At 68.2% G+C, this 13,451-nt stretch carries 10 protein-coding genes and 1 pseudogene; 7 read left to right on the forward strand and 4 right to left on the reverse strand.

Going from position 1 to position 13,451, the window contains the following annotated elements; translation table 11 throughout:
* Positions 1–12: 12 nt before the first annotated feature.
* Positions 13–2,361: an Orn/Lys/Arg decarboxylase N-terminal domain-containing protein gene (locus tag DIE16_RS03225; RefSeq protein WP_124485318.1), complete on the reverse strand. Its 2,349-nt coding sequence runs from the start codon at positions 2,359–2,361 to the stop codon at positions 13–15.
* A gap of 3 nt (positions 2,362–2,364) precedes the next feature.
* Complete coding sequence (gene adiC, locus DIE16_RS03230; protein WP_124891773.1) at positions 2,365–3,897, reverse strand: arginine/agmatine antiporter; 1,533 nt, start codon at positions 3,895–3,897, stop codon at positions 2,365–2,367.
* 429 nt (positions 3,898–4,326) lie between these two features.
* Between adiC and DIE16_RS03235 the strand changes: the two genes are divergently transcribed.
* The 5 genes from DIE16_RS03235 (at position 4,327) to DIE16_RS03255 (ending at position 9,550) form a co-directional block, all read left to right on the forward strand.
* Complete coding sequence (locus DIE16_RS03235) at positions 4,327–5,397, forward strand: nitronate monooxygenase family protein (RefSeq protein WP_124891774.1); 1,071 nt, start codon at positions 4,327–4,329, stop codon at positions 5,395–5,397.
* A gap of 126 nt (positions 5,398–5,523) precedes the next feature.
* Complete coding sequence (locus tag DIE16_RS03240; protein ID WP_059506616.1) at positions 5,524–6,978, forward strand: M20 family metallopeptidase; 1,455 nt, start codon at positions 5,524–5,526, stop codon at positions 6,976–6,978.
* A 60-nt stretch (positions 6,979–7,038) separates the two neighbouring features.
* Positions 7,039–8,148 (forward strand): malate/lactate/ureidoglycolate dehydrogenase, encoded by a 1,110-nt coding sequence (locus DIE16_RS03245; protein WP_124522431.1) that lies wholly within the window; start codon positions 7,039–7,041, stop codon positions 8,146–8,148.
* Positions 8,145–8,672: a TfoX/Sxy family protein gene (locus tag DIE16_RS37415; protein WP_124522429.1), complete on the forward strand. Its 528-nt coding sequence runs from the start codon at positions 8,145–8,147 to the stop codon at positions 8,670–8,672. Before DIE16_RS03245 ends, DIE16_RS37415 begins: the two co-directional genes overlap by 4 nt.
* 299 nt (positions 8,673–8,971) lie before the next feature.
* Positions 8,972–9,550: an NnrU family protein gene (locus DIE16_RS03255; RefSeq protein ID WP_044847924.1), complete on the forward strand. Its 579-nt coding sequence runs from the start codon at positions 8,972–8,974 to the stop codon at positions 9,548–9,550.
* 185 nt (positions 9,551–9,735) lie between these two features.
* Here DIE16_RS03255 and DIE16_RS03260 read toward each other — a convergent pair whose 3' ends face one another.
* Together DIE16_RS03260 and DIE16_RS03265 are read right to left on the reverse strand one after the other, a co-directional pair.
* Positions 9,736–10,473 (reverse strand): sulfite exporter TauE/SafE family protein, encoded by a 738-nt coding sequence (locus tag DIE16_RS03260; protein WP_124485404.1) that lies wholly within the window; start codon positions 10,471–10,473, stop codon positions 9,736–9,738.
* 239 nt (positions 10,474–10,712) lie between these two features.
* Positions 10,713–10,982: pseudogene (locus DIE16_RS03265) on the reverse strand (DUF488 family protein); the annotation flags it as partial.
* A gap of 470 nt (positions 10,983–11,452) precedes the next feature.
* On the opposite strand from DIE16_RS03265, the gene DIE16_RS03270 reads away from it, so the two are divergent.
* Together DIE16_RS03270 and DIE16_RS03275 are read left to right on the forward strand one after the other, a co-directional pair.
* Entirely contained in the window at positions 11,453–12,742 is a 1,290-nt protein-coding gene (locus tag DIE16_RS03270) for an FAD-binding oxidoreductase (protein WP_124891775.1), read from the forward strand.
* A 16-nt stretch (positions 12,743–12,758) separates the two neighbouring features.
* Positions 12,759–13,316: a helix-turn-helix domain-containing protein gene (locus tag DIE16_RS03275; protein ID WP_044847929.1), complete on the forward strand. Its 558-nt coding sequence runs from the start codon at positions 12,759–12,761 to the stop codon at positions 13,314–13,316.
* The last annotated feature ends 135 nt before the right edge of the window (positions 13,317–13,451 follow it).

Raw genomic sequence — 13,451 nt, forward strand, 5'->3', positions numbered from 1 at the left:
CGGCGCGCATGCTCAGCGCGTGTTGGTATTGCGGGTATCGCGCGCGGTTTGCTTGATGCACGCGATCCGGTACACGCCGTCCTCGACTTCGACGCCATGCGTGTCGTGCGTGAAGCCGGGGAAGCGCAGGTCGTACTGCTCGAGCGCCTTCAGGTAACCGAGCAGCGGGCCGTCGGCCGGCCCCGCGTTCTCGCCGGGCATCAGCAGCGGAATGCCGGGCGGATAGGGCACCACGCCCGTCGCGACGGTGCGGCCCGCCATCTCGGCGAGTTCCAGCATCTCGATGTCGTTGTGCACGAGATGCTCGTACGCCTCGGCCGGGCTGAAGTCGGGCTGCGGCAGCGTCGAGAAGCCGCGCGACATCATCTCGGTCGTCTTCAGGTCGCTCATCGCGCTGAACATCAGGTCGCACAGATCGCGCAGGCCGAGCGTGCCGTAGCGGTCCGGATAGCGCGCGACGAGTTCCGGGAGCGCCTGCTCGAGCGGCGCGTTCGCATCGTAGTCGCGCTTGAAGTCGAGCAGCGTGTTGACGAGCGTGCCCCACTTGCCCTTCGTCACGCCGAGCGAGAACAGGAACAGGATCGTGAAGTCGGTCGTCTTCTCGACGACGATCCCGTGCCGGTCCAGGTACGCGGTGACGACCGACGCCGGAATGCCGACCGGCATCAGCCCGCCGTGCGGCGCGACGCCAGGCGTGACGATCGACACCTTGATCGGATCGAGCATGCAGTAATCGTCCTCGATCTCGCCGAAGCCGTGCCATGTGTCGCCCGGATGCAGTACCCAGCATGACGGATCGGTGGCGAGCAGCGTTTCGTCCGCTTCATGGAAGCGCACGCGCCGGCCCGTCTTGCGATCGACCACGGTGTCCGGCTGCCAGCCGTTGAAGAACCAGTCGTCGTTCTCCTCGCATTCCGCATGCAGCCGCGCGAGCATCCGGCGGAACGACACGGCCTCGCGGATCGCGTCGGTGGTCAGCGCCTCGCCGCCGGGGCCGTCCATCATCGCGGCGCTCACGTCGTTCGACGCGATGATCGCGTAGTTCGGCGACGTCGATGCATGCATCATGTACGCCTCGTTGAAGCGCGCGTGCTCGATCGGGTTGCGGCCGTTGCGGACATGGATGAACGACGCCTGCGACAGCGCGGCGAGCAGCTTGTGCGTCGACTGTGTCGCGAACACGGTCGGCTTGCTCGCGTCGTGTTGCGACGGATCGCCGTGCATCGCGTGGCGATCGCGGTAGATCGGGTTGAAGCGCGCGTAGCCGTACCATGCCTCGTCGAAATGCAACCGGTCGACGCTCTGGCCGAGCAGTTCCTCGATGCGCGTGACGTTGTAGCAGAGGCCGTCGTACGTCGAGTTCGTGATCAGCGCATGCACGGGCGTCGGGTCGATGCCGTCGCGGCCGCGCACGAGCGGGTTCGCGTCGATCGCGAGACGCACGGCGGCGGCCGTGAGCCGTTCCGGCATGATCGGCCCGATGATCCCGTAATGGTTGCGCGACGGAATCAGGTAGGTCGGAATCGCGCCCGACATCGTCATCGCATGCTCGGCCGACTTGTGGCAGTTGCGATCGCACAGCGCGACCTGGTTGCGCGTGACGCTCGCCATCAGGATCACGCGGTTCGACATCGACGAGCCGTTCGTCACGTGATACGTGCGGTGCGCACCGAACACGCGCGCCGCGTAGCGTTCGCTTTCGCCGATCGGGCCCGAGTGGTCGAGCAGCGAGCCGAGTTCGCCGACCGAGATCGACAGGTCCGAGCGGAACAGCGCTTCGCCGAAGAATTCGAAGTACGCGCGGCCGACCGGCGATTTCAGGAACGCGGTGCCGCCCGTGTGGCCCGGCGTGTGCCACGAGTATTCGTACACGCGCGAGAACTGCGCGAGCGCGCGGAACATCGGCGGCAGCACGGTTTCGCGGTAGCGTTCGATCGCGGCGACGATCCGCCCGCCGATGAATGCGGTCGTGTCCTCCAGCATCCAGATGAAGTCGTCGGCCTTGCGCATCGCGTCGACGGGAATCGCCGCCGCGCTCGCGCGGCTCGCGAGCAGGAACACCGGCACCGTCGCATTGCGCGCACGCATCGCGTCGAGCACGGCCTGCGCGGGCGCATGGCCGGGATCGTTGCCGAGCTCCCAGTTGAGCAGCAGGCACTGGATCGCGGGATCGGCGTCGACCACCGCGCGTGCGTCTTCGGCTGAGGTTGCGATCACGACGTCGACGAGCCGCGTGCGCAATTCTTCGACGAGCGCGGTGGCCGCGCGTCCGGTGGCCGTGCGTTCGTCGATGTCGTGCTGCACGAGCAGCGCCTTCATGCCGAGGCGGCGGAACGCCGGTTGGGTCAAGGAAGCGGTCATGGGTCATTCCCCCGTTTGTTGAGTTGCCGGGATGCCTGCTGTGGCGGCCGGTGAGCGTGCGTGAAGGCGGGCGGCCTCGTGTTGGCCGACGGAGATCCAGAAGGCCGCGACGAGCGCGACGATGGTCACGCCGAGCGCGAGGTAGCGCACCCAGCGCGGCGAGCGGCCGCCCGGATGGACATGGGTTTCCTCGATTTCGCGCTGGCGGTTGATCGACAGCTCGTAGAACACGATCGTCGCGATCACGAAGATCAGCGACCAGCGCGTCTGCTGGCCGTCGGAGCCGACCATCGCCCACAGCGCGTAGACGGCGCCGATCAGGCCGACGATCGTGTAGAAGGTGAACTGGTGCGATGGCATCTTGCCGTAGCCGAGCACCTTGATCGCGATGCACGAGTAGATGTACGGCAGCAGCGTCATGATCACGGCGATCGACGCGATCTTGCCGAACTGCTCGCTCGCGCTCGGCGACATCGTCGCGAGCACCTGCACCGACATGATGACCGCGACGATCGCGAGGCCGGCCGACGGCACGTTCTTCGAGTTGACGCGGGCGAACACGCCGGCGAACAGGCCGTCGTCGGCCGCGGCCTTCGCGGTCTGGCCGACCAGCAGCGTCCAGCCCGCGAGCGAGCCGAGGCAGCCGAGCGCCGCGCAGATCGCGACCGCGTTCGCGGCGGTGTCGCCGAGCGCGAGGCGCGCGGCATCCGCGAACGGCGCGCTCGACGCGAGCAGCGCCTTGTTCGGGATCATCCCCATGATCACGGTCGAGCTGAGCACGTAGCAGACGGCCGCGAGCACGACGCCGCCGACGGTCGCGATCGGCACGTTGCGCGACGGGTTCTCGACGACGCCGGCCGACACCGACGCGCTCTCGACGCCGATGAACGCCCACAGCGTGAAGTTCAGCGTCGCGCCGATCGCGCTGAAGCTGCTCGCGCCCGACACGTTCCAGCCGGCGAAGTACACGTCCTTGCTGAACCAGAACCAGCCGAACACGGCCATCCCGAGGATCGGCACGAGCGCGAAGATCGTCGTGACCGACTGCACGCGGCCGACCACGTTCGGCCCCAGGATGTTCGCGTAGGTGAACAGCCAGATCACGAAGATCTGCGCGAGCGCGAACACGAGCGGGTCGTGCAGGACCGGGAAGAAGTGCGTGAGATAGCCGAGGCCGGCGACCGCGAGGCCGACGTTGCCGAGCACGTTCGCGAGCCAGTAGATCAGGTTGGTCTGGTAGCCGATGTACGGGCCGAAGGCCTTGCGCGCATACGCATACGGGCCGCCGGCGGCCGGGTCGATCGCCGCGAGCTTCGCGAACACCAGCGCGAGCGACACGGCGCCGACCACGGTGATCAGCCAGCCGAAGATCGCGATGCCGCCGGTGGCGGCGAGGTTCGCGGGCAGCATGAAGACGCCGGAGCCCATCATGTTGCCCGCGACCATCAGCGTGGCGGGGATGACGCCGATTTTCGGCGCGGCGGTCGCGGCTGGCGCGGCGGCGGAACGGGAGGAGGACGAGCTGGCATCGGACATGCGAGGCTCCTTGAATGGTCGTGATGCGGTTGAGGTGGCGCGGCCCGGCGCCGGTCGACGATTCCGGAATGGATCGTCGTTTTATTGAACGACAGCATCTTATATCTTAATTAGGTTTGAATAAGGGTAAGCGATAAAATTTAATATCTTGAATATTGATGTCGATCATTGAAAAGAGTGAAACGCTTTGGTGCGGATGACGGTGGCTGCACCGGGGCGAATGGCCTGTCTTGGCCGTCCGGACGGTGGTTCAGGGGTGAAGGTGAGATGCGGGTCAGGTTGAACGGATAATCGATTTTTGCCGAACCGGTTAATTCAATTTGCGGGCTGAATGAGTCGGAAAACCCTGATTGAATTAGTCGGTTATTATCGAGCGCTCGAAATGCGCTCGCCCACGCCATTGATTATTTCTACCGAACGGTGATTCCGATGACGATGCTGCCTTCCCGCCTGCCGCTGATCCAGGCTCCGATGGTCGGTTCCCTGAGCCCGCTGACGATTGCGGTCTGCGAGGCGGGCGGGCTCGGCTCGCTCGCATGCGCGGCGCTCGGCCCGCAGCAGTTGCGCGACGAGATCGCGGCGATCCACGCGCACACGCCGGCGCCGTTCAACGTCAACTTCTTCTGTCATGCGCCGCCCGCGCCCGATGCCGAGGTCGACGCGCGCTGGCGCGCGGCGCTGGCCGGCTACTACGCGGAAGCCGGGCTCGATCCGGCCGCCGTGAAGGGCGGCCCCGGTCGGGCGCCGTTCGACGACGCGATGTGCGCGGTCGTCGAGGAACTGCGCCCGGCCGTCGTGAGCTTCCATTTCGGTTTGCCGGATGAAGCGCTGCTCGAACGGGTGCGGCGCACGGGCGCGTTGGTCGTCTCGTCCGCGACGACCGTCGAGGAAGCGCGCTGGCTCGATGCGCGCGGCGTCGATGCGATCGTCGCGCAGGGCGCCGAGGCGGGCGGGCATCGCGGGATGTTCCTGACCGACGACATCCACGCGCAGCCGGGCCTGTTCGCGCTGCTGCCGCAGCTCGTCGACGCGGTGCGCGCGCCGGTGATCGCCGCCGGCGCGATCGCCGATGGCCGCGGCATCGCGGCCGCGTTCGCGCTCGGCGCACGCGCGGTGCAGATCGGCACCGGCTACCTGCTGACGCCGCAAGCCGGCCGCTCGACGCAGCACCGCGCGGCGCTGCGGGCCGCACGCGACGACGGCACGCGCGTGACCAACCTCTACACGGGCCGCCCCGGACGCGGCCTGCTGACGCGCTTCATGCGCGAGCAGGGGCCGATGAGCGCGCTTGCGCCCGCGTTCCCGCTCGCGACGGCGGCAGTCGATCCGCTGCGCGTCGCGTTCGAGCGGCAGGGGCGCGACGATTTCTCGCTGCTGTGGTCGGGCGAGGCCGCGGCACTCGCGCGGGAAGAGGATGCCGGGGTGCTGACCCGGCGGCTGTGGGACGACGCGATCGCGTGCGCGGCGGGGTTGTGCGACGCATTCCCGCAGGCCGTTTGAGCGGGTGCGCGACGCGCTGCGGGAAACGGGCCCGAACGGGCCCCGAATACGGCACGGAAAGCGCCCCGGGGCGGGGGCATCGGCGTATCATCCGGTTTTTCGTCAGCCCTATCCAGGCACCCCACCATGACCTCCGTCGACACTACCCCCGTCCTCGACCATGACAAGCTCGTTACCTTCGTCGAGCGCAAGTGGAACGATGAAATCCTCCACGCACTGACCGACTACATCGCGATTCCCGCGAAGAGCCCCGCCTTCGACCCCGACTGGGCGAAGCGCGGCTATCTCGAACGGGTCGTCACCGATGCCGCGCAGTGGGCCGAACGCCAGCCGGTGAAAGGCCTGAAGCTCGAGATCGTGCGCTTGCCCGGCCGCACGCCGGTGATCTTCTTCGAAACCCCCGCAACCCGCTCGGGCAGCACCGACACGATCCTGCTGTACGGCCACCTCGACAAGCAGCCCGAATTCGACGGCTGGCGCGCGGACCTCGGCCCGTGGACGCCGAAGTTCGAGAACGGCAAGCTGTACGGCCGCGGCGGCGCGGACGACGGCTACGCGATCTACGCGAGCCTCGCCGCGCTCGGCGCGCTCGACGAGCAGGGCGTCGAACGCCCGCGCTGCGTCGGCCTGATCGAGACCTGCGAGGAGTCGGGCAGCTACGACCTGCTGCCGTACGTCGATGCGCTGCGCGACCGGCTCGGCCAGGTGTCGCTCGTCGTGTGCCTCGATTCGGGCGCCGGCAACTACGACCAGATGTGGCTCACGACGTCGCTGCGCGGGCTGGTGTCCGGCGACCTGCAGGTCGAGGTGCTCGAGGAGGGTGTTCACTCGGGCGTGTTCGGCGGCATCGCGCCGTCGAGCTTCCGCGTGATGCGCCAGCTGTTCGAGCGCCTGGAAGACGCGAAGAACGGCAACCTGCTGCCGGGCGTGTTCCATTGCGAGATTCCCGACAGCCGCGTGCGCGAGGCCGACGCGGCCGCCGCGATCCTCGGCGACGCCGTGTGGAAGGGGCTGCCGTGGGCATGCGGCGCGGACGGCAAGCCGGTGCTGCCGACCACCACCGATCCGCGCGAGGCGCTGTTGAACTCGACGTGGCGTCCGTCGCTGTCGGTGACGGGCGCGGCCGGCCTGCCGGCGCTCGCCGACGCGGGCAACGTGCTGCGTCCGCGCACCGCGTTCAAGCTGTCGCTGCGCCTGCCGCCGCTGGTCGATGCCGCTCAGGCCGTGCAGCAACTGAAGGAACTGCTCGAACTCGATCCGCCGTACAACGCGAAGGTCACGTTCAAGCCGGATGCGGGCGCCGCGACCGGCTGGAGCGCGCCGGATCTCGCGCCGTGGCTCGCGTCGTCGCTCGACGCCGCGTCGCGCCGCCACTTCGGCGCGGACTGCGCGTACATGGGCCTCGGCGGCACGATCCCGCTGATGAACGTGCTGCAGGCCGGCTTCCCGTCCGCGCAGTTCATGGTGTGCGGCGTGCTCGGGCCGAAGTCGAATGCGCACGGCCCGAACGAGTTCCTGCACGTGCCGTACGCGAAGAAGCTGACCGCGGCGGTGGCGGACGTGATCGCGTCCGCGCGCTGAGCGTTCGCGCCGTCTGTCCCGACCCGACCGGATCCAACCCGACCTGACGGAGCCTTGCCGATGACCGCGCTGCCGACCCCCGATACCGACCCGCTGCGCATGCGCGCCGAACCGCTGCACGCGTTCGTCGCGGCACTCTGGGAGCGGGTCGGCAGCAGCGAGCGCGAGGCGCGGCTCGTCGCCGATCACCTGGTCGGCGCGAATCTGGCCGGGCACGATTCGCACGGGATCGGGATGATCCCGAACTACGTCGCGTCGTGGCGGGAAGGGCAGTTGCAGTTGAACGGGCACGCGTCGATCGTCCGCGACGGCGGCGCGGTGCTCACCATCGACGGCGGACGCGGCTTCGGCCAGGTGATCGCATTCGAGGCGATGGTCGAAGGCATCGAGCGCGCGCGACGCATGGGCATCTGCGCGATCGGGCTGCGCGACGTCCATCACCTCGGCCGCATCGGGCACTGGGCCGAGCAGTGCGCGCGCTCGGGGCTCGTGTCGTTCCATTTCGTCAACGTGCCGGGCGACTTGCTCGTCGCGCCGCTGCACGGCACCGATGCGCGCTTCGGCACGAATCCGTTCTGCGCCGCGTATCCGCGCGCGGGGCGGCCGCCGCTGCTGCTCGATTTCGCGACGAGCGCGATCGCTTACGGCAAGACGCGGGTCGCGTACAACCAGGGCAAGCGCGTGCCGGCCGGGTCGCTGATCGATCATCGCGGCCAGCCGACCGACGATCCGGCCGTCATGCACGAGCAGCCGTTCGGCGCGCTGCTGCCGTTCGGGCTGCACAAGGGGTATGCGCTGGCCGCGATGTGCGAGATCTTCGGCGGCGCGCTGGTCGGCGGGCATACGACCTACGGCGACACGCTGCAGAAGACGAGCGCGATCGTCAACGGGATGCTGTCGGTGCTGATCGATCCTGACGCGTTCGATGCGGCCGATGCGCAGCGCGAAGCCGATGCGTTCGTCGAATGGGCGAAGGCGTCGCCGCAGGCGGGCGATGCGCCGGTGCGGATGCCCGGCGAGCCGGAGGAGGCGAGCCGCGCCGCACGCGGCGTGGACGGCATTCCGGTCGATCGCGCGACGTGGCGGCAGATCCGCGAGAGCGCGGCGGCCGTCGGCTTCGACGACGCGGAACTCGACGTGTGGACACGGCGCTGCACGGAGCCCGCATGAGCTGGCAATCGGAGAAGGCGCACGGCGAGGAGATCGCGTACCGGCTCGCGCCGCTCGGCAAGGTAGAGGTCGCGCGGTTCTTCAGCGGCGCCGCGATGCGGCTCGACGGCGTGATGTTCGGCTTCATGTCGCGCGGGTCGCTGTTCCTGCGCGTCGACGACGTGAACCGTCCCGCGTTCGTGGCGGCAGGGATGGGGCCGTTCTCGTATGAGCGCCCTACGCGCACCGTTGCGCTCGAGGGTTATTACGAAACGCCGGCCGACGTGCTGGAGGATGCGGGCGCGCTGTTCGACTGGTGCCGCGGCGCGTATCGGGCGGCGTTGCTGGCGGGGGCGCCGAAGCGCAAGGCGAAGGGGAAGGCGGCGCCGAAGCCGCCTGCGGAGCCGAAGACGGCAGCGGCGTCAACGCCGGCTGAGAAACGGAGTGTGAAGCCGGCTGCGAAAGCGTCCGCGAAACCTTCCGCGAAAGCGGCGCCGAAACCTGTTTCGAAACGGGCCACGAAATCCGTGGCGAAGCGCAAGTAACCGTAGCGCCGGCCGCCCATCGTCGCTGCGCGACGATTTACGTTGTCCTGAGTTTGCGACTCGCGAAGCGTGGGGAGATGCGCCAGATTCCTGCCAACCGCACGGGATGTACGAAAGCATCAACCTTGCCGAACCGTGCGTGCGTCATGCTTCACAACGGCGGCTACGGCGTTTATGATCGGCGCGGATCGCGTCCGCGTCTGGCGCGACCCGCGCCGGCCGTGTCGCCGGCCTCGCGAACGGCGCATCGAAAGCCGCGCGAATGATTCCCCACTCATCGTTCCAGACGGAGACAACCGATGCTCGTCCTGATTCTCGGTTTAGCGATCTTCCTCGGTGTGCATTCGATTCGGATCGTCGCGGACGGCTGGCGATCCGCGACCATCGAGCGGATCGGCGAGAAACGCTGGAAGGGCCCCTATGCGATCGCGTCGATCGTCGGCTTCGTGCTGATCATCTGGGGTTACGGGATCGCGCGCCAGGGCGGGACGCTGCTGTGGGTGTCGCCCGTCGGCGTTCGCCATCTCACCGGCATGCTGACCGCGATCGCGTTCGTGCTGATTGCCGCGTCCTACGTGCCGCGCAACCGCATCAAGACGCTCGTCGGCCATCCGATGGTGGCCGGCGTGATGGTATGGGCGATCGCGCACCTGCTCGCGAACGGCACGCTGCACGCGGTCGTGCTGTTCGGCGCATTCTTCGTGTGGTCGCTGGTCGATTTCGTCGTGTGGCGCGCGCGCGATCGCCGCAACGGCGTCCGCTATCCGGCCGGCAGCCTGTCGGGCGATGCCGTGACGATCGTCGCCGGGCTCGTCGTATGGGCCGTCTTCGCTTGGTTCCTGCACGGCCCGCTGATCGGCGTGCGGCCGTTCGGTTGAACGCGCGCGCCTGCAAGCATTGACGAGCGGGGCGCGCAGGCCGCCCGCCGCGCCCGCGAATCCGCCGCGACATCGAGGCGGGCGCATTGCCCGCCATCGCTCGGCGCACGGGGCGCCTGCCGAGCGATGGCGAGTTCGTCGCGACCGACGGGATGCGTGCCGTCGGCGCGATCGGGGCGCGCGCGTCAGATCGGCTTGACGAACAGCCCCACGGTCAGCGCGGCGCCGATGCAGACGATCGCAATCCGCAGCACGCGCTCGTTCACGCGGTGCAGCGCCCACGCGCCGAGCAGGCCGCCGACGATCGCGCCGCCGCCGAGCGCGATCGCCGCCTGCCAGTGGAGGTGCGGTGAGGTCAGGAACAGCACGACCGCCGACGCGTTCATCACGCCCGCGAGTGCGTTCTTGGTCGACATCGCGTGACGTGGCGACAGGCCGGCCATCGTCAGCGCGGCCATCATCAGGAAGCCGATGCCGCCGCCGAAGTAGCCGCCGTAGATCGCGATCAGGAACTGCGAGATCGCGGCCGTGACGGGGCCGACATGCTGCGTGCCGGCGCCGGTCTTGCGGAAGAAGCTGCCCCATGCGAACACGACCGTCGCGAACAGCACGAGCCACGGCACGAGGTGCGAGAAGATCGACGACGGGGTTTTCAGCAGCAGCAGGCCGCCGAGTGCGCCGCCGACCACGCTGATCGCGAACAGCGCGCGAAACGACAGCTTGCCCGCGCCGCGCACCATGTTCCGGCTGGCCCAGCCCGTCGTGACCTGGCCGGGAAACAGCGCGACCGTCGACGTGATGTTCGCCGCGAGCGGCGACATTCCCGACACGATCAGCGCGGGCAGCGTGACGAACGAGCCGCCGCCCGCGAGGGCGTTTTGCAGGCCGGCCCACAGGCCGGCGACGATGATGAGGGCGAGCATGGATGCGGAAGCGGAGAAGTGGCGGGGCGCGCGGGTACGCGCGGCGGACGCCCGATGGTAATGCAGGATCGCGGCGGCGCAAAGCGGGGCCGGCGCGCGGCGTTGCAGGGGGCGCGGCTGATCGACGTGGGCGTTGCGTCGGGCGTGATGCTTTCGCGCCGTTTCGCGTTTCGCCGCTACGCCGCTACGCCGTCACACCGTCACACCGTCACACCGTCACGCACCCGACCGGTGTCGCGTCACGCGTTCGGCTGCGTGTCGGCTGTTTCCGCTGGCGCATCGCCTTCGACGTCCGGATAGACGATCGTGCCGTCGTCCCGGATCACCGCGCCGGCAGTAAGACGCGCGGGCTCCACGCGGTTCTTGCCCATGATGTGCAGCACCGTTTCGCCGCGCGCGATCAGGTAGTCGGACACGATGCGTCGATGACAGCGCCACCACACGGCTTCCGAGCACATGATCGCGCAGCGCTGCCGGTGCCCTTGCGCGATCAGCTGTCGAGGCCCGCTCAGCCCGAGAAACTAGAGTCGCTCTTTCTCTAGTTATGGAGGATGCCCGTGGAGACCGGGTTTGCGGGCAGTACGGTGACCCCAGAGCATGCATTTACTTCTAAATTTCTGGAAGTAAAGTTGGATCAATAATGCCTAACGAACTAGAGTTGCTCGACTTCTGTAACGTTGGCGATTTCGCATCTCGTGCAGCGGCTTCGGGCGTCGGTGAGGAACGGATCGATTCAACGTGAACAACCGTTCGATTCGTGTCGGTCAACTTGAATGGTGCTCGTGAGTCTAGGCGCGCGTGACCAGCTTTGACCAAGCAAAGTGGCGCGATTGCTGCCAATTGTTAAATCCAGTGGAAATCACTTGAAAAGAGCGCAACTTTAGTTCACCGGACTAATCCCATCCTCCCGCTTGCCTCCGTGAAATTGACGTGCTAATTTTTCATGAAATTAGTCGACTGAAATTTCACGGGAGCCCGCATGTTCGTGCAGTCCGACCGTCACGTCGCAAGCTACTACGCCGGCACCTGCCCGGCGCCGATCCCGCGGCGTCCCGAACTGGACGAACGCATCGACGCCGACGTGCTGGTCGTCGGCGCGGGCTTCAGCGGGCTGCACACGGCGTTGCGCCTGGCGCTCGCGGGCAAGCGCGTGGTGGTGCTCGAAGCGAGCCGCGTCGCGTGGGCCGCATCGGGCCGCAACGGCGGACAGGCGCTGCTCGGCTGGTCGTGCGACATGCAGCCGCTCGAGGATTCGCTCGGCCGCGACGGCGCGCGCATGCTGTGGGACAGCATGCGCTGGGCCGCGGCCGAAGTGCGCGAACTGCCCGCGCGGCACGGCTTCGACATCGACTATCGGCCCGGCAGCCTGTGGGCCGCGGTGCGGCCGCGTCGCGTTGCGTTGCTCGCACAGGCCCGCGACGAAGCCGCGCAGCGCTGGGGCTACGACCGGCTGCGCGTGATCGGGCAGGACGAGATGCCCGAATGGATCGGCAGCGCGCGCTATCTCGCCGCGCTCTACGATCCCGAGGCCGGCCATCTGAATCCGCTGAAGCTCGCGCTCGGTCTTGCGCAGACGATCGAACGGGCCGGCGGCCGCATCTTCGAGCAAAGCCGCGTGCTCGACTGTCGCGAGACGGCCGGCGGTCACGTCGCACGCACCGCGCACGGCGAAGTGCGCGCGGACGTGCTGGTGCTCGCGTGCAACGCGTACGTCGACCGGCTCGATCCCGAGCTGTCGCGCCGGTTGCTGCCGGTCGGCACCTACCAGGTCGCGACCGCGCCGCTTTCGGCGGACGTCGCCCGCTCGCTGCTGCCGCAGAACAGCTGTGTGATCGACAACCAGTTCGTGCCCGACTACTTCCGCCTGAGCCCCGACAACCGTCTGCTGTTCGGCGGCGGCTGCACGTATCTCGGCGGGATTCCGGCCGACATCGCGGCCGCGACGCGCCCGCATCTCGAACGCGTGTTCCCGCAACTGGCCGGCGTGCCGCTCGACTACGTGTGGGGCGGTCACATCGACATCAGCATGCGCCGCACGCCCGACATCGGCCGCCGCGGCCAGCGCTTCTGGCTGCAGGGCTTCTCGGGGCACGGCGTGCTGCCGACGCTCGCCGGCGCGCGCGCGGTCGCCGATGCCGTGCTCGGCGACGATCACCTGCTCGCGCAGTACCAGCGCATCCGCAACCCGCGCTTTCCCGGCGGCGACCGCCTCGCCGCGCCGCTGGAAGCGATCGGCAAGGCCTGGTACCGTTTGCGCGATACCGTCTGACGTACCGGAACTCATCATGAACGAACAGGAAGAGATAGAAAGTCTGGCGATCCTGATCCGCGACCTGCGCAAGCATCGCAAGGTCACGCTCAACGATCTCGCGGAACGGATCGGCCGCTCGGTCGGCTTTCTGTCGCAGGTCGAGCGCGGGCTGTCGCGCCCGACGGTCGCGGATCTCACCGCGATCGGCGAGGCGCTCGGCGTGCCGACCACGTATTTCTACAGCCTGAGCAAGCCGCGCAGCGTGCCGTGGGTCACGCGGCCCGACGAGCGGCGCACCGTGTATTACGCGGCCGGCATCACGGACATCCTCGTGTCGCCGAACATGCGCTCGCGCTTCTCGATCCTCGAGAGCCATCTCGCGCCCGGCGCGAGCAGCGGCGAGCGCTCCGTCGACGACAGCGACGAGCAGGGCGGCTTCGTGCTCGAAGGCGAGCTGACGATCTGGATCGACGGCGACGACACGCCCGTCACGCTCGGCCCGAACGACGCATTCCAGCTTCCCGCGCACAAGCGGTTTCGTTACGCGAACCTGGGCGACGCGCCGGCGCGCGTGATCTGGGTGTTCACCTGAGTTCGCCGGCGGGCGGTCCGGCGGATCGTCGCGCCGTGCTGCTGGTTTGCAGTACTGATCGACATCGGGTATGGGGCGTGCCGCATGCCGATGAGTCCGGTTCGCCGCGCTGCGGCACCGTCATACAAGACATGG

It is taken from the genome of Burkholderia sp. Bp9090 (assembly GCF_003857985.1).
GTDB lineage: Bacteria > Pseudomonadota > Gammaproteobacteria > Burkholderiales > Burkholderiaceae > Burkholderia.

Bases quoted from the DNA above. Each gene is read 5' to 3' on its own strand.
- DIE16_RS03225 (WP_124485318.1), bottom strand. From the start codon at position 2,361: ATGACCGCTTCCTTGACCCAACCGGCGTTCCGCCGCCTCGGCATGAAG.
- adiC (WP_124891773.1), bottom strand. From the start codon at position 3,897: ATGTCCGATGCCAGCTCGTCCTCCTCCCGTTCCGCCGCCGCGCCAGCC.
- DIE16_RS03235 (WP_124891774.1), top strand. From the start codon at position 4,327: ATGACGATGCTGCCTTCCCGCCTGCCGCTGATCCAGGCTCCGATGGTC.
- DIE16_RS03240 (WP_059506616.1), top strand. From the start codon at position 5,524: ATGACCTCCGTCGACACTACCCCCGTCCTCGACCATGACAAGCTCGTT.
- DIE16_RS03245 (WP_124522431.1), top strand. From the start codon at position 7,039: ATGACCGCGCTGCCGACCCCCGATACCGACCCGCTGCGCATGCGCGCC.
- DIE16_RS37415 (WP_124522429.1), top strand. From the start codon at position 8,145: ATGAGCTGGCAATCGGAGAAGGCGCACGGCGAGGAGATCGCGTACCGG.
- DIE16_RS03255 (WP_044847924.1), top strand. From the start codon at position 8,972: ATGCTCGTCCTGATTCTCGGTTTAGCGATCTTCCTCGGTGTGCATTCG.
- DIE16_RS03260 (WP_124485404.1), bottom strand. From the start codon at position 10,473: ATGCTCGCCCTCATCATCGTCGCCGGCCTGTGGGCCGGCCTGCAAAAC.
- DIE16_RS03270 (WP_124891775.1), top strand. From the start codon at position 11,453: ATGTTCGTGCAGTCCGACCGTCACGTCGCAAGCTACTACGCCGGCACC.
- DIE16_RS03275 (WP_044847929.1), top strand. From the start codon at position 12,759: ATGAACGAACAGGAAGAGATAGAAAGTCTGGCGATCCTGATCCGCGAC.